The organism is Janthinobacterium salmonicoloratum, assembly GCF_051380845.1.
GTDB classification, from domain to species: domain Bacteria; phylum Pseudomonadota; class Gammaproteobacteria; order Burkholderiales; family Burkholderiaceae_D; genus Janthinobacterium; species Janthinobacterium lividum_F.
This window is the reverse complement of sequence record NZ_JBNYXV010000006.1, coordinates 89,012-111,658: the sequence shown is the minus strand read 5'-3', so window position 1 is coordinate 111,658 and position 22,647 is coordinate 89,012. Positions and strand designations below refer to the sequence as shown.

Annotated in this window: 17 protein-coding genes; 5 read left to right on the top strand and 12 right to left on the bottom strand. The window is 62.4% G+C overall.

Going from position 1 to position 22,647, the window contains the following annotated elements:
* Positions 1-2: 2 nt before the first annotated feature.
* Both ACQ4WY_RS23650 and ACQ4WY_RS23645 read right to left on the bottom strand, forming a co-directional pair.
* The gene (locus tag ACQ4WY_RS23650; protein WP_436506167.1) at positions 3-2,246 is read right to left on the bottom strand and encodes a PAS domain S-box protein; all 2,244 of its coding nucleotides are present in this window, start codon (positions 2,244-2,246) and stop codon (positions 3-5) included.
* A gap of 56 nt (positions 2,247-2,302) precedes the next feature.
* Positions 2,303-3,043 (bottom strand): Crp/Fnr family transcriptional regulator, encoded by a 741-nt coding sequence (locus tag ACQ4WY_RS23645; protein WP_353658903.1) that lies wholly within the window; start codon positions 3,041-3,043, stop codon positions 2,303-2,305.
* A 237-nt stretch (positions 3,044-3,280) separates the two neighbouring features.
* Between ACQ4WY_RS23645 and ACQ4WY_RS23640 the strand changes: the two genes are divergently transcribed.
* Positions 3,281-5,365 (top strand): putative bifunctional diguanylate cyclase/phosphodiesterase, encoded by a 2,085-nt coding sequence (locus ACQ4WY_RS23640; protein ID WP_436506166.1) that lies wholly within the window; start codon positions 3,281-3,283, stop codon positions 5,363-5,365.
* On the opposite strand, the gene ACQ4WY_RS23635 is transcribed toward ACQ4WY_RS23640, so the two are convergent.
* Together ACQ4WY_RS23635 and ACQ4WY_RS23630 are read right to left on the bottom strand one after the other, a co-directional pair.
* Positions 5,362-6,429: a porin gene (locus ACQ4WY_RS23635; protein ID WP_436506165.1), complete on the bottom strand. Its 1,068-nt coding sequence runs from the start codon at positions 6,427-6,429 to the stop codon at positions 5,362-5,364. The genes ACQ4WY_RS23640 and ACQ4WY_RS23635 overlap by 4 nt on opposite strands.
* 524 nt (positions 6,430-6,953) lie before the next feature.
* Positions 6,954-9,194, bottom strand: coding sequence for an ankyrin repeat domain-containing protein (locus ACQ4WY_RS23630; RefSeq protein ID WP_436506164.1), 2,241 nt, complete (start codon positions 9,192-9,194; stop codon positions 6,954-6,956).
* Between the two features lie 284 nt (positions 9,195-9,478).
* Between ACQ4WY_RS23630 and ACQ4WY_RS23625 the strand changes: the two genes are divergently transcribed.
* From ACQ4WY_RS23625 to ACQ4WY_RS23610, 4 genes are all read left to right on the top strand, one after another.
* Complete coding sequence (locus ACQ4WY_RS23625) at positions 9,479-12,286, top strand: valine--tRNA ligase (protein WP_436506163.1); 2,808 nt, start codon at positions 9,479-9,481, stop codon at positions 12,284-12,286.
* 114 nt (positions 12,287-12,400) lie between these two features.
* Positions 12,401-12,856, top strand: coding sequence for a DUF2147 domain-containing protein (locus ACQ4WY_RS23620; RefSeq protein WP_436506161.1), 456 nt, complete (start codon positions 12,401-12,403; stop codon positions 12,854-12,856).
* A 274-nt stretch (positions 12,857-13,130) separates the two neighbouring features.
* On the top strand, positions 13,131-14,648 hold the full coding sequence (locus tag ACQ4WY_RS23615) for an ice-binding family protein (RefSeq protein WP_436506160.1): 1,518 nt from the start codon (positions 13,131-13,133) through the stop codon (positions 14,646-14,648).
* A gap of 13 nt (positions 14,649-14,661) precedes the next feature.
* Positions 14,662-15,801, top strand: a complete 1,140-nt coding sequence (locus ACQ4WY_RS23610) for an OmpA family protein (protein ID WP_436506159.1) — start codon at positions 14,662-14,664, stop codon at positions 15,799-15,801.
* 41 nt (positions 15,802-15,842) lie between these two features.
* Here the strand turns inward: ACQ4WY_RS23610 and ACQ4WY_RS23605 are convergent, their stop codons facing one another.
* From ACQ4WY_RS23605 to ACQ4WY_RS23570, 8 genes are all read right to left on the bottom strand, one after another.
* Complete coding sequence (locus ACQ4WY_RS23605) at positions 15,843-16,319, bottom strand: YaiI/YqxD family protein (RefSeq protein ID WP_353660896.1); 477 nt, start codon at positions 16,317-16,319, stop codon at positions 15,843-15,845.
* A gap of 35 nt (positions 16,320-16,354) precedes the next feature.
* Positions 16,355-17,410, bottom strand: coding sequence for a Holliday junction branch migration DNA helicase RuvB (ruvB, locus tag ACQ4WY_RS23600; protein WP_436506158.1), 1,056 nt, complete (start codon positions 17,408-17,410; stop codon positions 16,355-16,357).
* Between the two features lie 6 nt (positions 17,411-17,416).
* Complete coding sequence (gene ruvA / locus ACQ4WY_RS23595) at positions 17,417-17,995, bottom strand: Holliday junction branch migration protein RuvA (protein WP_353658911.1); 579 nt, start codon at positions 17,993-17,995, stop codon at positions 17,417-17,419.
* Between the two features lie 45 nt (positions 17,996-18,040).
* A complete protein-coding gene (ruvC, locus tag ACQ4WY_RS23590; protein ID WP_353658912.1) occupies positions 18,041-18,580 on the bottom strand; it encodes a crossover junction endodeoxyribonuclease RuvC in 540 nt (179 codons plus the stop codon).
* A gap of 99 nt (positions 18,581-18,679) precedes the next feature.
* Complete coding sequence (gene purH, locus ACQ4WY_RS23585) at positions 18,680-20,266, bottom strand: bifunctional phosphoribosylaminoimidazolecarboxamide formyltransferase/IMP cyclohydrolase (RefSeq protein WP_436506156.1); 1,587 nt, start codon at positions 20,264-20,266, stop codon at positions 18,680-18,682.
* A 105-nt stretch (positions 20,267-20,371) separates the two neighbouring features.
* Positions 20,372-20,605, bottom strand: a complete 234-nt coding sequence (locus tag ACQ4WY_RS23580) for a helix-turn-helix domain-containing protein (protein ID WP_008445162.1) — start codon at positions 20,603-20,605, stop codon at positions 20,372-20,374.
* A gap of 168 nt (positions 20,606-20,773) precedes the next feature.
* Positions 20,774-21,826 carry a tRNA dihydrouridine synthase DusB gene (gene dusB / locus ACQ4WY_RS23575; protein WP_436506155.1) on the bottom strand — a complete coding sequence of 351 codons (1,053 nt, stop codon included), beginning with the start codon at positions 21,824-21,826 and terminating at the stop codon, positions 20,774-20,776.
* A gap of 173 nt (positions 21,827-21,999) precedes the next feature.
* Positions 22,000-22,644 (bottom strand): histidine phosphatase family protein, encoded by a 645-nt coding sequence (locus tag ACQ4WY_RS23570; RefSeq protein ID WP_436506154.1) that lies wholly within the window; start codon positions 22,642-22,644, stop codon positions 22,000-22,002.
* Positions 22,645-22,647: the final 3 nt, after the last annotated feature.

Here is a 22,647-nt window from a genome sequence, read left to right as displayed (position 1 = left end):
AATTAGCGTACTGTGTGCATGTCGTCGGCCAGGCCGTGCGCGGCTGCATGGTGCAGGGCCACATCGAGCGCATCCATGAATTCGACGACCTTGATCGGCTTGGTCAGGTAGCGGAAGAAGCCCGCTTCCAGGCCCTTCTCGATATCGCGCGGCACGGCGTTGGCCGACAAGGCCATCACGGGAATATGGCTGGTGAGCGGGTCGTCGTGCAAAATATGCAGGGCGCCATAACCGCTGATGCCGGGCAGGTTGATATCCATCAAAATCACGTCCGGCTGATAGGTGCGCGCCAGGTCGATACCCAGGTGCGCATCGATGGCCGTGAGCAGTTTCAAATCGCTGCGGCGGGCGATCAATTGCTCCACCAGCGCCAGGTTGGCAGGATTGTCTTCCACGTACAGCAAGGTGCGCTGGCTTTCCTGTTTTTCCTGTACCACGGGCAAGGCTTCACCCTCTTCCAGGTGCAGTTCGGGTGCGCGCGAGGCCTTGAATTCGACCCAGAAAGTGGTGCCCAGGCCTACCGTGCTATCCACGCCAATCTGGCCACCCATCAGTTCGACCAGCTGCTTGGTGACGACCAGGCCGATGCCCGTGCCCTCTTCCGTGCTGCTTTCCTGTCCCAGGCGGTTGAATGGCTGGAACAGCTGCGCCATCTGTTCGGCATTCAGGCCGGCGCCGCTGTCGGTGACGCTGGTGCGCACCTTGTCGCCGCGCTGGCGGCAATCGACTTTCACGCTGCCACCGCTCTGGTTGTACTTGATGGCATTCGACAGCAGGTTGATCATCACCTGTTTCACGCGCGTGCGGTCGGCATGCACATAAAAAGCCTGGCCGCAGCGGGGAAAATGCATGCTGATGCCGCGCTTTTCCGCCTGCGGCGCGATCATCGCCTGGCAATCCTGCAACACATCGAGCAAGGACATCGCCTCTTCCGACATGGTGACCTTGCCCGACTCGATCATGGCCAGGTCGAGGATTTCATTGATCAAGCGCAAAAGATACCAGCCGCCCTTGAGTATCTGGTCGATCGAGCGCTGCTGCGGCAAGCTCGGCGCCGGCGTCTCGGACGCCATCAGCTGGGCAAAACCCAGCACGGCGTTCAAGGGCGTGCGCAATTCATGGCTCATGCTCGACAGAAACTCGGACTTCGCCAGATTCGCCTTTTCCGCTGCCTCGCGGGCCTTTTCCATTTCAATATTCGTGTCTTGCAACGCTTGCTCAAACTGCTTACGTTCCGTCACGTCGCGGGCGGCGGCAAACACGCCCTGCAGCTTGCGGTTGCGGTCGTGGAAGGTCGAGGCGTTGTACGACACCACCGTCTGCTTGCCGTCGCGCGCCAAGGCCGTCAGCTCGTAATTGGTTACTTTGCCTTCGCGCAACACGCGCGCGATCGCTTCCTCGGCCCGTTCCGGTTCCGTAAAATAATTCTTGCACGGCGCACCGATCAATTCGTCGCGCGTGCAGCCCGTCAGCGCTTCCATCTGCTGGTTGACGTCGCTGATGATGCCGCGCGGGTCCGTCGTCATCAGGGCGTCGATATTCGATTCGATCAGCGAGCGCGTGTAGAACTGCTGCTCGCGCAGGCGCTGGTCCAGCAACGCCTGCTCCGCCTCGACCTGCTTGCGCGCCGTGTTGTCGGTGCCGATCAGCAAATAACCGATGACCTTGCTCTGCGCGTCGCGCAGGGCCGTCACGGAGACGATGGCGGGGAAGCGGCTGCCATCCTTGCGGATGTAGGTCAGCTCATAAATGTCTTCGATGCCGCGCGTGGCCTTGAACACCAGCGCTTCCACGCCCGGTGTGATGACAGTGTCGAGTTCCGCACTGAGGGCGGCGGCGCGCGCGATGATTTCTTGCGCGTCGGAAATGCCGGCCGGCGTCAGCTTGTCGACGACATCGCTGGCTTCATAGCCGAGCATGCGTTCGGCGCCCACATTGAAAATCTGGATCACGCCTTGCGCATCGGTGGCGATGCAGGAGAAATTGGCGCTATTGAAAATCGCATCCTGCAAGGCGCCCGCCTTGAGCAGCTGGCGCGGCAGGCTGGCCGCCACCGTGCGCCGGTACAGCGCCACCAGCAGCAGCATCAGCAGGAAGACCAGCGCGTCAATGACGCATGCCGTTTCGAACGGCGCGCGCCAAGCCAGCACGCCGACGGCCAGCAGCACGACGGCGCTGAACGAAAATGCCAGCGCCATGGGCCAGCGCGATGGCGCGCGCGGGGGAGTGTTTTCGACAGATTGCATGTTAAGCCTGGGCAATGACAACGATAAGAGGGGAAATGCGGTACTCGGTACGGTGTTCAGTGCGCCTGGCGCTGGCGCACGTCCGATAGCAGGCGTGCGAATTCCTTTTTGACCACACCATAGCATTCGCATACATGGCCTTCGAGGCCGGCGCGGTCGAGCACGGAGATATGTCCGCGCCGGTAACTGATGAAGCCACGCGCCTGCAGGCGCCCGGCCGCTTCCGTCACGCCCTCGCGGCGTACGCCCAGCATGTTGGCGATGAGTTCCTGCGTCATGGTCAGCTCGCGGTTCGGCAGGCGGTCCATGGTCAGCAGCAGCCAGCGGCACAGTTGCTGCTCCACCGTATGGTGGCGGTTGCACACGGCTGTCTGCGACATTTGCGTGATCAAGGCTTGCGTATAGCGCAGCAGCAAACGCATGACGGGACCGGCGCGGTCGAACTCTTCCATCAGCAGGTGCGCCTTCAGGCGATAGCCGACGCCGCCCGTCTGCACCACGGCGCGGCTCGGTGTCGAGTTGCCGCCCATAAACAGCGACACGCCCACCACGCCTTCATTGCCGACGCCGGCGATTTCCGACGAGCCGCCGTTTTCCAGCAGGTAGTGAATAGAAACGATGGCCGTGGTGGGGAAGTACACATGCTGCAGCTTGTCGCCAGAATCGTAGATCACGTCACCGAGCAGCATGGACACTTGCTCCAGGTGGGGGGCCAGGCGCGCGAAATCGGCGTCGAGCATGGCGGAGAGCAAATGGTTTTGATTCGGGTTGTGCAGCTGGGCATGCGGACTCGACATGGGCAGGTTTCCTGGTTTCCAGTCGTCAGCTAGGGGGTAGAAGTGAGACGTCCGAACGAGGGCCGCCATATGCAGCAGCCTAACACGGCGCTTGCACAATGACGCGACTATATTTCTTGCGGGCATGGTCGTCTGTACGCCAGCGAACGGACGGCCATGTGCAGCGCATCCTACAGTCAATCACTGCCAGGGCTGCCTGATCATGGATCGGCACCGGCGCTGCTACCGGACGCCATCATGCAATCATTCATCAAACGCATTTCCATTTCCGTTTCCACCTCGGCCCTGATCACCCTGGCGGTCGGGCTGTGCCTGACGGCGCTATGCTATGTCTCGGCGCGCCAGATCGAGTCGGAAAGCACCAGGCTGCTGCTGCAGTACCACACCAGCGGACACACGCTGCGCGCCGCCCTGCTGCCCGCCAACGGCATGAGCCTCGATGCAAACCATCGCGGCTCCCTGTATGTGCTGCTGGGCGGACTACTGTCGAGCCTGCTGGCCACCGCGTATGTCTTTCAGCTCGTGTCGCGCAATTCCGTGATTGCCCGCATCACGGGCGAGCGCACGGCGGCGCTGCAGTTCGCCAACCTGCGCCTGTCCGAAGACATCGCCGCGCGCATGCACAATGAAAAGTCGCTGCGTCTGCGCGAACGCATCATCGAAGTGTCGGCCAATGCCATCATCCTGTGCAGCGCCGACGCACCGGGCTATCTGATCGAATACGTCAATCCCGCCTTCGAGCGCATCACCGGCTATGCGGCCGAGGAAGTCATCGGCCAGCGCCTGGAAGACTTGCAGGGTCCCGAGCAAGGACGGCAAGACATGCACGCCATTACGGCGGCCCTGCGCGAACAGCGCGAAGGCAAGGCCATCGTGCGCAATTTCCGCAAGGATGGCAGCTGCTATTGGAGCGAGCTGTTCGTCGCGCCCGTACGCGACGATGGTGATGGCCCCGTCAGCCACTTTGTCGTGGCGCAATACGACATCAGCACCGTCATGCGCTTCGAACAAGAGATGGAATTCCAGGCCAGGCACGACATCCTCACGGGCCTGGCCAACCGGGCCCTGCTGCGCGAACGGCTGGAGCAGGCGATGGCCGTAACGCGGCGCAACGGCCTTCCCCTGTGGGTGGTGTTCATCGACCTTGACCGCTTTAAATTTGTCAACGATACCCTGGGCCACGATGCGGGCGACCAGGTGCTGAAAAACGTTGCCGAGCGCCTGCGCGACGCCACACGCGAAGTCGACACGGTGGCGCGCGTGGGCGGCGACGAATTCGTGCTGCTGCTGCCCCAGCATGGCAATGGCGAACCGGGCGCCGCCATCCTGCAGCGCATCCAGGACGCCGTGGCGCAGCCGCTGCAACTGGGTGAATATGAATTTTTTCTCAGCTGCTGCATGGGCGTGGCCGTGTATCCCGACGATGGCCAGAATGCCGACACCTTGATCAAGCACGCCGACATCGCCATGTACCGCGCCAAGGAACAGGGACGGGGCCATTGGCAATTCTATGCATCGGGCATGAATGCGGGCACCCTGGAGCAGCTGGGGCTGGAAAGCGAATTGCGCCACGCCCTGGAGCGGGGGCAATTCCACCTCGAATACCAGCCCCAGCTGGATCTGGCCAGCGGCGCGGTGGTGGGCATGGAAGCGTTGCTGCGCTGGCAACATCCGCAACTGGGACGCATTCCACCTGCCAGCTTCATCGGCCTGGCCGAGGAAATGGGCTTAATCACGCCCATCGGCGACTGGGTCCTGCGCACGGCATGCGCCCAGACGCGCGCATGGCAACTGGCCGGCCATGGTCCGCTGCGCCTGGCCGTCAACTTATCGGCGCGGCAATTCAAGCAAAGAAATCTGCTGCAGGCGGTAGCCCAGGCGCTGGCCGAGACTGGCCTCGATGCCGCCCACCTGGAACTGGAATTGACGGAAAGCATGGTCATGCATAACGTGGAGCAAGCCACGGCCATCATGGCCAAACTGAAGACGCTGGGCGTGCAACTGTCCATCGACGACTTCGGCACCGGCTATTCCAGCCTGGCCTACCTGCGCCACTTCCCCATCGACGTATTAAAAATCGACAAAACCTTCGTCAGCGACATCACGCACAGCGACGATGATGCGGCCATCGTGCGCGCCATCATTTCGCTGGCGCACAGCTTGCGCCTGAAAGTGATCGCGGAAGGCGTGGAAACGGTGCAGCAGCTGGCCTTCCTGCGCCAGCACGGCTGCGACCAGATGCAGGGCTATCTGTTCAGCCGCCCACTGGCCGCGCCCGCCTTCGAAGCGCTGCTGCACGAAGGCAGCATGCTGTCCGCTTAAAACGCGTGGCGCAGGCCGACGTTGAAGGCGCGGTTGCCGCTGCCCACTTCCGTGGCATTGCCCACCATGTAGGCGGCGTCGTTGCGGTTGCGGATGTGCGCGTAGGCAAGATACACCTTGCTGCGCTTGGACAAGGCATACGTGGCGCCGATGGCCAGCTGCTGCGCATCGCGGTTGGCAGAGTCGCGGTCATCCTTGTGGACAAACGAGGCCAGCAAGGTCGTCGCGCCCAGCGGCACGGAGACGCCGACGATGGCGTCGCGGCTGTCGCTCGACTGGGCCGGCGCCTGCGCCGCGCCATACGGGTTTTCCGCAAAGAACATGCTGCTGCCGTCGCCCGTGTTGCGGCCATAGCCGGCAAACGCCGTGGCCACGCCGAAGTTGTAATTGCCGGCCAGAATCGTGTTGTTGACGTCGGCCTTGCCCGGCTCGCCGGCACGGCTCTGGCGCGCAAGGCGCAGGGTCAGGGGACCGTTGACATAACCGAGGGCCAGGCCCAGCGAACGTTGATCTGCCGCAATTCCCGTGTGCTCGCCAGCACCGTACATCACCGTCGCCGTCACGCCGCGCAGCTCGGGCGAGGTGTAGCGCACGGTATTGTCAATGCGCGTGGCCGAATAGCCGGCCAGGTTGGTCGCCGCGCCGGCCAGGCCGCCCTCGAACGGATCGGCCACATCGGTCAGCGCCTGGCTTTGCAGGTTGTACTGGCGCCCCACGGTCAGCATGCCCAGCGGGCTGTCGATGCCGACAAAAGCCTGGCGGCCGAACAATTGCCCCGCCTGGTCGGAGCGGCCAGTGTCGCTCAGGACACCCGCTTCCAGGGTGAACAGGGCATGCAAGCCATTGCCCAGCGATTCCGTGCCGCGCAAGCCCAGACGCGAGCCGGCCGACACGCCGCTGGTGAGCTTGCTGACGCCGCCTTCCTGCACCAGGCCCGCATCCATCAAGCCATATATCGTGATTGACGACGGGGTGACTGAAGACGGGTCGATGGACGACTGGGCGTGGGCGGCAGGCAAGGCGCCCAGGGTAGCGAGTGCCATGGTAATCGAGATTTTTTTCATGCTGGTTTCCTTGTAAAAGCAAAACCGGGAAAGCGCGCGGCCATGGCGCGGCCACAGGCGTCAAGGCGCGCTGTAGTTACATGCCGTATCGAAAGACGACGGGCCAGATAACAACATTCCTGGCTAAGCTGTGGCGGCGCGGCCGGCAACGACAATGGCACGCGGTATTCCGCCGTGAATGGTGCACCGCTGGCGGTGCGCGTGGCTCAGGCGCCCGGCCCGAAGGGGACGCGCTGAAGGTGGCCGGCATCGCAGATGCGCTGGCCTTGAGACGCGGACGGGAGTTGGATAAAACTGCGTCTGCTGGCGCCGTCCGCAAAGATGGGGGAGGAGGCGCCGAGGCCCGCATTATAGCATCGGCAGCGCCTTTATCCCCATTCTGTTGCAGGAAAACGACTCGCCAGGCCGCCAAAACACGGCGATGTCGCCGCGCAAGATGGCGCATGCCTACCAGGCAAACGCTATTGCAGCGGCAGGCCGGCGGCCTTGTCCTTGCCCTTGTGCAGCGGTGCGGCTGCCGGAGGCTAGCGCGCTGCGGCGGCCCCCTTCAGCAAGGTCAGCACGGCTTTACTTTCCGGCGTCGACGCCCGTTGCTGCGCCATCTTCAACACGGAGAATTCCCCGCCCTGCGGATTGGCTCCCAGGCCCAGCAACAGCTTGACCATCGCCGCGTCGCTATTTTCGACGGCCGCCAGCAAGGGCGGCAGATAACCGTCGTTGACGATGGGCGCGCCCATCGCGGCCAGGCGGGCGACCCAGTCGTGCCGCTGGCTGCGCACCGCATGCCACAGCAGCGTCTCCTTTTCCAGACGCCGCGAATCGAGCGCCGCCTGCTGTCCCTTGTAAGACTCTTCGGCGGCGGGTCCGACTTGCTGCCATGGCATGCCGGGCATCACCAGTTGGCGCAGCACGTCCTCGGACGCCGGCTGGTAGTTGTACATGGCGCGCATCGCGGCATCGAGCCAGCGGTCCCTTCCCTTCGCGTCATGCCGGGGCACGCGCTGCTTGAGCCAGTCCAGCGCGCCGGCGTTGCCCGCTTCGGCGGCATAGGCGTACAGCGACTTGTCCTGCTCATCAGTATTCGGCGTGGTGCCGGTGGCCAGCATTTTATCGAGCACTTCGGTGCCTCGCGTCAGGCGCAGCAAGCGCCCCCATACCAACGAATCGGCCAGCGGCCGTTCGGCTGGCTGCGCAGCCCCGCCTTTTTCGGCTTTTTTCTCTGCCAGGTACTGATCTACCAGCAAATACGGCCGGCCCGCGCCTGCGTCGAGCAAGGCGATCATGCTGGCCGTCCGTTCATTCGCGTCGATCAATTCCGGCAAGATGTCCGCATCCTCCTGCTGCAAGGCGTATTCCAGCGGCGCCATCGTGTGGTTTTCGCCGCCGTATTGCCGGACATCGGCGCCATGGGCCAGCAACAGGCGCACCATCGCGGCATTGCCGTACAGGGCAGCCAGATGCAGGGGCGCGGCGTGGTACAGCGTATCGCCTTCGCCAAGCGGCACGCCGCGTTGCAACAGCAGCGTCATCATGCGCAGCTTGGCGGGCAACAGCGCGGCGTGCCGCTCACGCAGCGCCTGGCGGCGCGCCTGCAGCGACGCCTGCGCCAGTCGCTCCTGATCGTCGTCCTGCCACGTTTGCGCCTTCAGCCATGCCGCTTCGGCTTTGAACATGCTGGATGCGGGCAAGATCAAATAGTTCAGCAAGGGAAGCCTGTCGATCGCATAGTTGCCCGGCTCGGCGACGCCGGCAAGCAGCTTGCCGAAGGCCGCTTCATCGCCCTCTCTGGCAGCCTTGAACAGCGCCGTCACCTCGGGCGTCGGCGGCAGCTTGTTGCGTGCCTCGCGCACATAATTGATCAAGCGTTCCATGCCGTGCACCGAGACCTGCGGCAATGGCATGCCCACCTTCCATGCCCGCGCCAGCTGATCCGCCTCGGCGTGTTGCGCCGCATTCAGTTTCTTTGTCCAGCGGGCCACGGCGTCGCCGGCCTCCGCCGCGCCGCCCGCCGCCGCCAGCTGGCTCAGCATGGAAGCGAGCACATAGTCCTGCGGCACACCCGCCTCCTCGCCATACAGCACGGCCAGCTGTAACTGGGCCTTGGCACTGCCGCTTTCGGCGGCCTTGCGCAGCCAGCGGGCAGCCTGCTTTTCATCCAGGCCGCCCGTGCCTTTCCAGCACAGCAAGCCCAGCTGGTAGGCGGCTTCCATGTCGCCACCCTCGGCGGCGCGACGGTACCAGTCCTGCGGCGAACGCTGTCCCGTCAGCGACGTCGCCGGCAGGGGCGCGCCGCGCTTCCAGCGGCCGGCCAGGCGCACGGCCTCATCGACCTGGTCCGGCGACATCCTGCCACGGCGTGCCGGCAGGGACTTCTCCATCGCGGCCGCACCGCTCCACTGCTTGTCTTGCAGCGCCAGCAGGTTGAGCGCATACGACAACACCCGGTCGACCGGCCCGCCTTCGCCCCGTTCATACATTTGTGCCAGCTCCTGCAGCGGCTTGCCGTCACCCTGCGCCGCCATGACGCCCAACCAGGGCCGTGCGCGCGATGGATTGCGCATGCGGCCCGGCGCGTATGCATACATGAAAACCAGCGCCTCCTGCGCGGCGCGATCGCCGCCCTTGGCCGCCAGCAGATACCAACGCTCCGCTTCGGCCTCACTGCGCTCCACGTCCCGGCATCCTTTCTCGCCCTGGTAGATTTCGGCGAGGACTTTTTGCGCCTCGACATCGCCACCTTGCGCCGGTCCGCGCAATTGCCTCACGGCCTCGCTGCAGCGCCCATCCTGGAAAGCCGCCATCCCCTCCGGAACGCCGGCGCATGCGCCACCGGCAAGCAATCCAGCGCCGAGCACAGCCAACTGCCACATTTTTTTCATGATTACCTGAATATTAAAATAATGTTGCAAAGATGATAGCTTGAAAAAAATACAATGAGGCAATATTGCTCAATCGTGCGCGGCTTTTCGGGCCTGACATCCCCGCTATTTGCTGCGCATGCTTTATGCACCCCTTATAATGGTTCCTTTTGCCAATCACACGCCAAATCATGGAATTAGCCAAGTCTTTCGAGCCCGCCGACATTGAACAATTCTGGCGCACCGAGTGGGAACAGCGCGGTTACTTCACCGCCACCCTCGATGCGGGAAAACCTTCCTTCAGCATCCAGTTGCCGCCGCCGAACGTCACCGGCACCCTGCACATGGGCCATGCGTTCAACCAGACCATCATGGATGGCCTGACCCGCTACCACCGCATGCTGGGCCACAACACTGCCTGGATTCCCGGCACCGACCACGCGGGTATCGCCACGCAAATCGTCGTGCAACGCCAGCTGGACGCGCAAAAGATTTCGCGCCATGACCTGGGCCGCGAGAAATTCGTGGAAAAAGTGTGGGAATGGAAAGAAAAATCCGGTTCCATCATCACCGGCCAGATGCGCCGCCTGGGTGCTTCGGCCGACTGGCAGCGCGAATATTTCACGATGGATGAGCCGCGCTCGAAAGTCGTCACCGACGTCTTCGTGCGCCTGTTCGAGCAAGGCCTGATCTACCGCGGCAAGCGCCTCGTCAACTGGGACCCCGTGCTGGGCACGGCTGTCTCGGACCTGGAAGTGGTGTCCGAAGAAGAAGACGGCTCCATGTGGTACATCAAGTACCCGCTGGCCGATGGCAGCGGTTTCCTGACGGTGGCAACGACCCGTCCTGAAACCATGCTGGGCGACGTGGCCGTGGCCGTCGATCCGACGGACGAGCGCTACACAGCGCTGGTGGGCAAGATGCTGAAACTGCCGCTGACCGACCGTGAAATCCCCATCATTGCCGACGAATACGTCGACAAGGAATTCGGCACGGGCTGCGTGAAGATTACCCCAGCGCACGACATGAACGATTACGCCGTGGGCCAGCGCCACAAACTGGCGCAGATCGTCATTTTGACCTTGGATGCAAAGATCACCGACGACGCGCCAGAAGCCTACCGCGGCATGGACCGCTTCGCCGCGCGCAAGCAGATCGTCGCCGACCTCGATGCGCAAGGCTTGCTGGAACAGGTCAAACCGCACAAGCTGATGGTGCCGCGCGGCGACCGCACGGGCGTCGTCATCGAGCCGATGCTGACGGACCAGTGGTTTGTCGCCATGAGCAAACCGGCACCGGAAGGCACGTTCTTCCCAGGTAAATCGATCGCGGAAACGGCGCTGGACAAGGTCGCCAACGGCGAAATCAAGTTCGTGCCGGAAAACTGGAGCACCACCTACAACCAGTGGCTCAACAACATCCAGGACTGGTGCATTTCGCGCCAACTGTGGTGGGGCCATCAAATCCCGGCGTGGTACGACGACAAGGGCAATATCTTTGTCGCCAAGACCGAAGCGGAAGCCATCGCCAAGGCGCAGGCCGCAGGCAGCACGGGCCCCTTGAAACGCGACGACGACGTGCTCGACACGTGGTTCTCGTCGGCCCTGGTGCCGTTCTCGACCATGGGTTGGCCGGAAGAAACGCCGGACATGAAGGCTTTCCTGCCGTCGTCCGTGCTGGTGACGGGTTTCGACATCATCTTCTTCTGGGTCGCGCGCATGGTCATGATGACAGCGCACTTCACGGGCAAGGTGCCGTTTGAAACCGTCTACGTGCACGGCCTGGTGCGCGATTCGACGGGACAGAAAATGTCCAAGTCGAAGGGCAACACGCTGGACCCGATCGACCTGATCGACGGCATCGACCTGGAAGGCTTGATCGTCAAGCGCACCACTGGCCTGATGAACCCGCGCGACGCGGAAAAGATTACCAAGGCGACGCGCAAGGAATTCCCGGAAGGCATTTCCGCCTACGGCACGGATGCTGTGCGCTTCACCATGGCCAGCTATGCCTCGCTGGGCCGCAACATCAATTTCGACCTGGGCCGCTGCGAAGGCTACCGCAACTTCTGCAACAAGATGTGGAACGCCACCCGTTTCGTCATGATGAATACGGAAGGCAAGGATTGCACACCGAACGACGCCGACCTGTCGCAAGCGGACAAATGGATCATCTCGCTGCTGCAAAAGGCGGAACTGGACGTCGCCAAAGGCTTTGAAGACTTCCGTTTCGACAACATCGCCGCCACCATCTACAAGTTCGTCTGGGACGAGTATTGCGACTGGTACCTGGAAGTAGCCAAGGTGCAAGTCCAGCAAGGCACGGAAGGCCAGCAGCGCGCCACCCGCCACACCCTGCTGCGCGTGCTGGAAGTGGTGCTGCGCCTGGCCCATCCGATCATTCCGTTTGTCACGGAAGCGCTGTGGCAAACAGTAGCGCCATTGGCCGGCAAGACGCTCAAGGCTGAAGGTGATTCCATCATGATGCAGCCCTACCCGATCGCCAACACCGACAAGATCGACGAATCGGCCGAAGCGTGGATGCAGCAGCTGAAAGCCTTGACGGATGCGACGCGCAACCTGCGCGGCGAAATGCAAATTTCCCCATCGGTGCGCGTGCCGCTGATCGTCGAAGCAGGCAATGCGACGGAAAAGGCCGCGCTGGCGTCGTACGCACCCTACATCCAGTCGCTGGGCAAGCTGGCCGAAGTGCAGATCGTCGATGCCTTGCCAGACTCGCCTGCGGCCGTCGCCATCGTCGGCACCACCAAGCTGATGCTGAAAGTGGAAATCGACGTGGCTGCCGAACGCGAACGCCTGGGCAAGGAAATCGCCCGCATCGAAGCAGAAATTGCCAAAGTAAATAGCAAATTAGGCAATGAAAGCTTTGTCGCGCGCGCCCCGGCCGCCATCGTTGCGCAAGAAAACGAGCGTTTGCTCAGTTTTTCGGCCACAATTGAAAAATTGCGCGAACAGTTTGCTAAACTAGCCAGCGCATAAGGCAAGTTTGGAAGGATTGCGCGGCGTCATCCGTGACGCCGCGCAGCACTGCTGGTCTTGCCTTGGTATATAAACTGTTCGTGACCCGATCAAAAAAACCATAGGAGACTAGCGATGCATAAACTATTCAAAGCAAGCGTACTGGTGGCCGCCCTGGCCATCGCCGGCGGCGCCACCGCGCGCGACGGCAACTACACCCCCGTCGGCACGTGGAAAACCATCGACGACGCCAGCGGCAAGCCGAAATCCCTCGTCGTCATCACGGAAAGCAACGGTGTCTTGCAAGGCAAGATCGACAAGCTGTTCCGCGGCCCGGAGGAAGACCAGAACCCCAAGTGCGACAAGTGCACGGGCGCCAAGAAAGACCAGCCCATCATCGGCCTGGTGATCCTGTCCGGCCTGAAATATGACGGCAAGGAATGGACGGGCGGCGAAATCACGGACCCTGCCAATGGCAAGACTTACAAAAGCAAGGCCGAACTGACGGAAGGCGGCACCAAGCTGCAAGTGCGCGGCTATATCGGCGTGCCGATGTTTGGCCGCTCGCAGACATGGGTGCGTGAAGAATAATCGCAGCCGCCCCCTAACCGAAGCCGGCCCAGCGCCGGCTTTTTTACGCCCTGCTCCCGTACTCCTGTTGTTTTCCCAGCTCGAATTCGCTTGTATTTTAGCCTGTATCAAGGTGGCTGAACGCTATGCGCGCCAACGCACATACCGGCAGTTCCCTCCGTGAAATAGTGCATGCCTGTGACGCCATCGCCCTGTAGCGAAGGGCGGCATGGCTCTGCCGGATGACCTCATCCGCAGATGCCCGGCAGTGACTGCCATGCACAAAGGAACACAAATGAACCTCTTCAAACGATATCTGAACCCGCTGCTCGTCGCGGCAGGTTTGCTGGCCTTGGCCGCCCTGGCTGGTTGCGGCGGCGGTGACCAGGGACGCGATCCCATCCTCGGCTTGCCGGCTGCCACCTTGTCCAGCCTGGCCGTCACGCCAGCCTCGGCCACGGTCGCCATCGGCGCCGCCCAGCAATTCACGGCCATCGCCACGTATAGCGATGGCTCCGCGCAAGACGTCAGCGCCAAGGCGGCCTGGACATCGGCCACGCCGGCCAGCGCGACAGTCAATGCCGCCACAGGCCTGAGTACCGGCGTCGCTGTCGGCAGCAGCAGCATCAGCGCCGCGTTTGGCGGCAAGAGCGCCAGCGCAGTGCTGACCGTCTCGCCAGCGACCTTGCTGTCCATCGCCGTCACACCGCAAAACCCCGTCGTGCCCCTCGCCGCAACGCGTCAGCTGGCCGTCCTTGCCACGTATTCGGATGGCAGCATTGTCGACGTGACGAGCGGCAGCAGCTTCGTTTCAGTCACGCCCGCCACGGCCACCGTCGCCAGCGGCGGCCTGGTCACCGGTGTTGCCTTCGGTACCAGCGTCATGAATGCCAGCTTCAACGGCAAGACGGCCAGCACCACCGTCACCGTGCCTGCCCTCACCCTGGTCAGCATCGCCGTCACGCCCGCTACAGCCAGCATCGCTGTCGGTGCCCAGCAGCAATTCATTGCCACGGCAACGTATTCGGACAGCTCGAACGCCATCATCACCGGCGGCGCCGCCTGGACCTCGGGCACCGTCGCCACCGCTAGCGTGCTGAACACAGGCGTCGCCACCGGCATCGCCACCGGCACCAGCAGCATCACCGCCACGGCCGGCGGCCAGTCGGGCAGCGCGCTGCTGACTGTCACGGCCGTCGCCATCCCGCCCGCGGTCAACCCGATCATCCTGGGCCGCGCAGCACCGTTCGGCGTGCTGGCCGGCACCTCGATCACGAACAATTCGGGCGGCACCACCCTGATCACGGGCGACGTCGGTGCACCGTCGCAAACGGTCGATCCGACCCAGGCGGCCGGCTTTACCAATTACAAGTCGGGCGCCATCCTGGCCGGCGCCATGACAGATTTACAAGCGGCGATCACGGACGGCAATAGCCGGACCTGCGATGTCAGCTTTGCCGGCGGCATCGACCTGGGCGGCCAGACCTTCGGCCCCGGCGTGTATTGCTATGCGGGCGCCATCAGCATCACGGGCACCCTGACACTGAACGGTCCCGGCGTATACATCTTCCGCACGGCGCTGACCTTGGATTCGACCGTCAATTCCATCGTTGCCCTGAACAATGGCGCCACGGCCGACAACGTCAGCTGGCTACCCGTCGGCCCCACCACCCTGGCCGCGAACAGCGTCTTCAAGGGCAATATCCTGGGCCAGTCTGCCGCCATCACGGTAGGCGACAACACGACCCTGCTCAATGGCCGGGTGCTGACGGCTGCCGCCGTCACCCTGCGCAACAACCAGATCACCAAATAATCAGGACATGACCATGACTATTGCACACACACTGGGCGCCCTGAGCGTGATGACGGCCGCCCTGCTGGCAGCGCAAGGGGCGCAGGCGCAGGACAACACCTTCATCAACCCGGACTGGGCCAACAGCGCCTGGTACCTCGGTGCCGGCGTGGGCCAGTCGCGCGCCACCATCGACGAGCCGCGCCTGCGCGCCAGCCTGGCCGCCAACGGTGAAACCGTCACCGGTTTTACCAAGGACCAGCGCGACACGGGCTATAAACTGTTTGTCGGACGGCAACTGAACCAGTATTTCGCCGTGGAAGGCGGTTACTTTGACCTGGGCAAGTTCGATTTCCGGTCCACCACCAGCGGCAACGGCGTGCTGAACGGACAAGCAGCGTTTCGCGGCGTGAACCTGGACTTGCTGGGCCAGCTGCCACTGTCGCAGCGACTGTCCCTGCTGGGCCGTGTCGGCATGCATTACACCAAGACCAACACGGAATTCAGCGGCAACCGCCTGCTGGGCTCGATAAACACGCATGCCAGCGAGCGCAAGCTCAACGCCAAGCTGGGTCTGGGCCTGGAATACAAGTTCAGCGAAGCGCTGGCCCTGCGCGGCGAAGTCGAGCGTTATCGCTTGAACGACGCCGTGGGCAACCGTGGCGATGCAGACCTGTATTCCGTCAGCCTCGTGTACAAGCTGGGCCGCCCGGCCAGCGCCACGCCCGCCTACCAGCCGGCGCCCGAAGTCGCTCCTGTCGTCGCGATGCCGGCGCCGCTGATCGAAGCCAAGCCCGCACCGGTGCCAGTGGCGGAAAAAGTGTCGTTTGCTTCGGAAGCATTGTTTGATTTCGATCAATCGACGCTCAAGCCACAAGGCAAGGCGGCGCTGGACCAGCTACTAGGTCGATTGACCGGCATGGACCTGGAAGTGATCGTCACGGTCGGTCATACGGATGCCGTCGGTTCCGATGCCTACAACCAGAAACTGTCGCAGCGCCGCGCCGAAGCCGTCAAGGCTTACCTGGTGGCGCAAGGCGTGGAAACGAGCCGCGTCTACACGGAAGGCAAGGGAGAAACGCAGCCCGTGGCCGACAACACGAGTGCCGCCGGTCGCGCCAAGAACCGCCGCGTGACGGTGGAAGTGGTGGGCACGCGCAAAGTTGCACGCTAAGTTATCCACGCACGTAAAAAAACCGGCTTGCGCCGGTTTTTTTACGTCTGGCGCAAGGCCGCCACGGGCTTGCGGTGATGCTTGCTCAGGTGCCTGTCGAGGCTGTTGGCAAACTGCTGCCGGTCGGACTGGCTGAAGGCGGCCGGGCCGCCCGTATCCACGCCGCCGCTGCGCAATTCTTCCATGAAGGCGCGCATCGTCAGTTGCTGGGCGATATTGTCCTTCGTGTAAAACTCGCCGCGCGGATTGAGCGCAAAACCGCCTTTGGCCAGCACGTCGGCGGCCAGCGGGATATCGCCCGTGATGACCAGGTCGCCGGGATTGAGCAGGCGCACGATTTCCTGGTCGGCCACGTCGGCGCCGGACGGCACTTGCACGGTGCGGATAAAACGCGAGGGCGGCACGCGCAAGCCCTGGTTGGCTACCAGGGTGAGCGGCAACTCCAGGCGGTCGGCCACGCGGTACAGGATTTCCTTGATGACAACGGGACAGGCATCGGCGTCGATCCAGATTTGCATGCCGGGCGGCTGGCCGCCCTGGCTACCGTCCGCCATCACAGTTCCCACGCTTCGCCGCTGGGGCCCATGCGCGGCGCGCTGACGCCAAAGTGCAAATAGGCGGCCGGGGTGGCGACGCGGCCACGGGGCGTGCGCTGCAAAAAGCCTTGCTGTATCAGATACGGTTCCAGCACGTCTTCGATGGTATCGGCCGCTTCGCCGATGGCCGCCGCCAGGTTGCCGATACCGACGGGGCCGCCGCCGAACTTGAACAGCACGGCTTCAAGCAGCTTGCGGTCCATCACGTCAAAGCCGGCGGAATCGACATCGAGCATGGCCAGCGCACGGTCCGCCACCACCTTCGTGATCTCGCCATTGCTTTTGACTTCCGCGAAATCGCGCACGCGGCGCAGCAAGCGGTTGGCGATACGGGGCGTGCCGCGGGCACGCTGGGCGATCTCGTGCGCGCCTTCCGGGTCGATCGGCGCCTTCAGCAAGGCGGCGCTGCGCGTGACGATCTTTGTCAATTCGCCCGTGTTATAAAACTCCAGGCGCGCGACGATGCCGAAGCGGTCACGCAGTGGATTGGTCAGCATGCCGGCGCGCGTGGTGGCGCCGACCAGGGTGAACGGTTGCAAATCGAGCTTCACGGAACGGGCGGCCGGGCCTTCACCGATCATGATATCGATTTGATAATCCTCAAGCGCCGGATATAAAATTTCTTCGACAACAGGCGACAACCGGTGGATTTCATCGATGAACAGGACGTCGTTCGCTTCCAGATTCGTCAGGATCGCCGCCAGGTCGCCCGGACGCTCGAGCACGGGGCCGGACGTCTGGCGCAAATTCACGCCCATTTCGCGCGCAATGATGTGCGCCAAGGTCGTCTTGCCCAGACCTGGCGGGCCGAACAGCAAAGTATGGTCGAGCGCTTCCTTGCGCTGGCGCGCGGCCGTGATAAAGATCTCGAGCTGGTCGCGGATCTTTTCCTGTCCCACATACTCGTCGAGTTGCTTCGGGCGCAAGGCCCGCTCGATGGCCTCTTCGTTATGCGAGATGGGGGCCGCGTCGATGATGCGCTGTTCCGTGAAGCTGTCGGTCTGGATGCTCATGCGTTATCAGCCTTTCGACAGCGCTTTCAGCGCCAGTTTGATGCCGTCCGAGACACTGCTGCCGGCCGGCACGTTTTTCACGGCGGCCAGCGCTTCCTTGTCCGAATAACCGAGCGCCACCAGCGCATTCAAAATGTCCGATTTCGCGTCCGGTGCCGCATGCGCGCCGCCGGCGCCGATATCGGCCCCCAGCTTGCCCTTCAATTCCAGCAGTAAGCGTTCCGCCGTCTTCTTGCCGATACCGGGCACTTTGACCAGGCGGCCCGAATCTTGCAAGGTGATCGCCTGCGCCAGGTCGGCAATCGTCATGCCGGAGAGAATCGACAAGGCCATGCGCGCGCCCACGCCCGTGATCTTGATCAACTGGCGGAACACGGCCCGCTCGGCAGCATTGCCGAAGCCAAACAGCAAATGCGCATCTTCGCGGATGGCCTGGTGCGTGAACAACACGACTTTTTCGCCCACGTGGGGCAAGTTGTAAAACGTGCTCATCGGCACGTCGACTTCATAGCCGACGCCCTGGCAATCGACCAGCAATTGTGGCGGATTCTTTTCAAGCAAAATACCGGAGAGACGGCCTATCATCGCGTGTTCCTAATGTTGTGTATATATATGAGGGCTATCCTAAGCCTAACCGACCAGGCGGCCGCGCTTCATGCGCAAGCCCTGCAGCTGGGGCGCCAGCGCGCCGATCATGGCCAGCGCATCGATGCTGTTGGCGTGGCAAATGGCCACGCCCAGCGCATCGGCCGCATCCGTGCCGGGCAAGCCGGGCAAGGACAGCAGCCGCGACACCATTTCCTGCACCTGCTCCTTGGCCGCCTTGCCATGTCCCGTGACAGCCTGTTTCACTTGCAGCGCCGTGTATTCGGCCACCGACAAGTCGGCATGGACGAGCGCGCAAATGGCCGCGCCACGCGCCTGGCCCAACAGCAAGGTCGATTGGGGGTTGACGTTGACAAACACTTTTTCGATGGCCGCACAGTCGGGCTGGTAAGTGCCGACAATTTCGCTCACGCCCTGCAGGATGATCTTCAGGCGCGGCGGCAATTCCCCTTCGGAACCCGTCTTGACGGTTCCCGACGCGATATAGCGCAGCTTGTTGCCGTGTTTTTCAATGACCCCAAAGCCGGTGGTGCGCAGGCCAGGATCGATGCCAAGAATAATCATCGCCAGATTCTATAATGAATACGGCAGGCACCGGTGAATAACCGATGCCTGCCGCTGAGTTACTGCCGACTGAGATGTTGAATCTCAGCCTGTTCCATATCAATGACGGAAGTGACGCGTTCCTGTGTACAACATCACGACGCCGCGCTCGTCCGCCGCATCGATCACTTCCTGGTCGCGCATGGAGCCGCCCGGGTGGATGACGCAAGTCGCGCCTGCGTCGACGACCACGTCGAGGCCATCGCGGAACGGGAAGAAGGCGTCCGACGCCACCACGGATCCGGTCAAGCTCAGGCCCGCGTTTTGCGCCTTGATGGAAGCGATGCGGGCCGAGTCGATACGGCTCATCTGGCCTGCGCCCACGCCCAGGGTCATGTTATTGCCGCAGAAGACGATGGCGTTCGACTTGACGAATTTCGCCACTTTCCAGGCGAACATCAAGTCGGCCAGTTGCTGCGGCGTTGGCTGCAGCTTGCTGACCACGCGCAAGTCGCCGATACCGACGTTTTTCGCGTCCGGCGATTGCACCAGCAAGCCGCCACCGACGCGCTTGAAGTCCATCGCGTGCACGCCGGTACCCAGCGGGATTTCCAGCATGCGCACGTTTTGCTTGCTCGACAGAATCTGTTTCGCTTCCGCGGAGAACGACGGGGCGATCAGCACTTCCACGAACAGCTTAGCGATTTCGCCGGCGGTGGCGCCGTCGAGTTCCGTGTTGAAGGCGATGATGCCGCCGAATGCCGAGGTCGGGTCCGTCTGCAGGGCGCGCGCATACGCTTCAGCTGCATTCTTGCCCAGGGCGACACCGCATGGGTTCGCATGCTTGACGATCACGCAGGCAGCGCTTTGCTCGAAGCCGCCCATGCTCTTCACGCATTCCCAGGCCGCATCGGCATCGGCGATGTTGTTGTACGACAATTCCTTGCCTTGCAACTGGCGGTAGTTGGCCAGCGCGCCATCGGTGGTGACGAGGTCGCGGTAAAACGCGGCGCTCTGGTGCGGGTTTTCACCATAGCGCATGTCTTGCACTTTCTCAAAGGCAACGTTGAGGATTTGCGGATAAGCGCCGCGCTCGGCGTGCACTTTCGTCGGGCCCAAGCTGGTCAGGTAGTTGGTGATGGCGCCATCGTATTGCGCCGTGTGCGCAAAGACTTTTTTCGCCAGCATGAATTTGGTGTCGTAGCTCACGTCGCCAGCCTTGCCGTCGGCCGAACGCATTTCCGCCAGCACCGCGTCGTAGTCGGTCGGGTCGCAGATGACGACCACGTCCTTGTGGTTCTTGGCCGCCGAACGCAGCATGGTCGGGCCACCGATATCGATGTTTTCGATCGCATCTTCCAGCGTGCAATCGGCCTTGGCAACCGTGCCCTGGAACGGGTACAGGTTGACCACCACCATGTCGATGGTCGGCATGTCGTGCTCGACCAGTTTCGACATGTGCTCAGGGAAATCGCGGCGCGCCAGGATACCGCCGTGCACTTTCGGGTGCAGGGTTTTCACACGGCCATCGAGCATCTCCGGGAAACCCGTGTAGTCGGCAACTTCCGTGACGGGAACACCGTTGTCTGCCAGCAATTTGGCGGTGCCGCCGGTGGACAGGAGGTTGACGCCGAGGGCAGACAGGGCACGGGCGAATTCGAGAACGCCGGTCTTGTCGGAAACGGAGAGGAGAGCTTGTTTGATCATGGCTGTGGCTAGGTGGTTAAGTGTTCTTGGCGAATGGCGCAGTTCAGCCTTCAGGCGAAGACTGCTGCGGCGGATTCAAATCTTGGCGTCACTTGCATGCCGGCATTACAGCAAACCGTGCTCCTGCAATTTCTTGCGCAGGGTATTGCGGTTGATGCCCAGCATCTGCGCGGCGTGCGACTGGTTGCCATCGGCGCGTGTCATCACGACTTCTAGGATGGGCTTTTCCACGGTCAGCACGACCATGTCATAGATATTCGATGCTTGCTGTTCGCCCAGGTCATTGAAGTAATCTTCTAGACTTTTCTGTACGACTTCCTGAATGCTTTCTTTGCTCATTTGTATGCTTCAACCGGCTGAACACCTGGCAATCCGGCGCCGCGCCGCTCATGCGGTCCGCGTGCTGTCCTCTTGCCTCAGTGTTGTAATTAATATTGCATGACGCTCTGTATAGGCGCTCGCCCTTGTACTGCTGGTAACTGATTTGCACTGCTTGTTGCTATCTGCTCATGCTGCCGTGGCCGTAGGTTTGATCACATCGATCAGGCCACTTTCACTGGATTCGGAGAGGCGGTATTGTAACCGTTCGCCAAATTTCCATTGCGACTCAAAAAATTGATCCACGGCCAGCAATTGCGCTTCCGTCGACTCCAGCAAGTTCATTTGCTGTCGGAACGCTTCGCCGCCTTCCAGATCCTTGACATACCAGCCGATGTGCTTGCGCGCCGTGCGCACGCCGAGGAATTCACCATAAAACGCGTAATGGGCGCGCAAATGCTCATCCATCAGGGTGCGCACTTCATCCACGTAGGGCGCCGGCAGCAAGGTGCCGGTGCGCAAAAAATGGTCGATTTCACGGCAAATCCACGGCCGACCCTGCGCCGCGCGGCCGATCATGACGGCATCGGCGCCCGTTTGATCCAGCACAAAGCGGGCCTTTTCCGGGCTGCTAATGTCGCCATTGGCCACCACGGGAATGCCCACCGATGCTTTCACAGCGGCAATGGTTTCATATTCGGCATCGCCCTTGTAGCCATCGGCCCGCGTGCGGCCGTGCAAGGTCAGCATCTGGATGCCGGCCTGCTCGGCGATGCGGGCGATAGTCAGGGCGTTCTTGTTTTCGCGGTTCCAGCCCGTGCGAAATTTCAGGGTGACGGGCACGTCAACGGCATTGACGACGGCGTGCAAGATCTTTTCGACCAGGCTTTCGTTTTGCAACAGGGCCGAACCACACCAGCTGTTGCACACCTTCTTCACGGGGCAACCCATGTTGATGTCGATGATCTGCGCGCCCCGGTCCACGTTGAACTTGGCGCAGTCGGCCAGGTCTTGCGGGTCGGCACCGGCGATCTGCACGGCCTTCGGCTCCATTTCGCCTTCGTGGTCCGTGCGGCGCGCGCTTTTTTCCGTCGCCCACAGGCGCGGATTCGACGCCGCCATCTCCGACACGGCATAGCCGGCACCCAATTGCTTGCACAACTGGCGGAAAGGCCGATCCGTCACGCCCGCCATGGGAGCGACGAAAACGTTGTTGCGCAGAATGTGAGGGCCGATTTGCACTGAAGAACCTGAAATGGACGGGGGAACCTGCTATTTTAACCGATTCCCTGCCTATTTAATAAGCACTATTTTTTTGTTTCAATGCGCCAGAGTGGGCGCCACGCTTGTGCAGCACAGCAAAATGGGAGACCGGCGAGCCGCTCCGGCGGGCCGCTCCGCTGTTCACCCAACTTTTAACCCAGCTCGTCCATTGCAGGCGCGCTCAGGTGTTCGATATTTCCCCAGTGCACTAAATGCAGCTTGCCGTCGGCATACGAAAAACGGTTGACGCTGGCATTTTTCACCTGGAAGTCGCGCGGGCTGTCGAGCGTCATGCCGACCGCCTCGCGGTAGGCGCACTCGAGCACGCCGCCGTGGGCCACGATGGCGATCGTCTGGCCGTCATACTGCTGGGCCCAGCGGGCGATGGCGCCGTTCGCGCGCACATAGAACTGGCGAAAGCTCTCCGCCTGGCGCTCGCCCGACGGCATCACGGCATCGATCTGCCGCGATTGCCATTGCGCATACTCGTGCGGATAGCGCGAAGCGATGTCGGCATACAGCAAGCCTTCGAAGGCGCCATAGCAGCGTTCGCGCAGCAAGAGGTCCGTCTGCACGGGCAGCTTGTTCACGTCAGCCACGGCTTGCGCCGTCTGCTGGGCGCGCTGCAGATCGCTGGCGATGATGGCGGCCAGCGGTTCGTCCGCCAGCGCCTGCCCCAGCGCGGCCGCTTGCGCCAGGCCCGCCTCGTTCAGGGCGATGTCGATATGGCCCTGCAGGCGGCGGCCCGCATTCCAGGCCGTTTCGCCATGGCGTATCAGTAAAATCGTGGTGCTCATGCG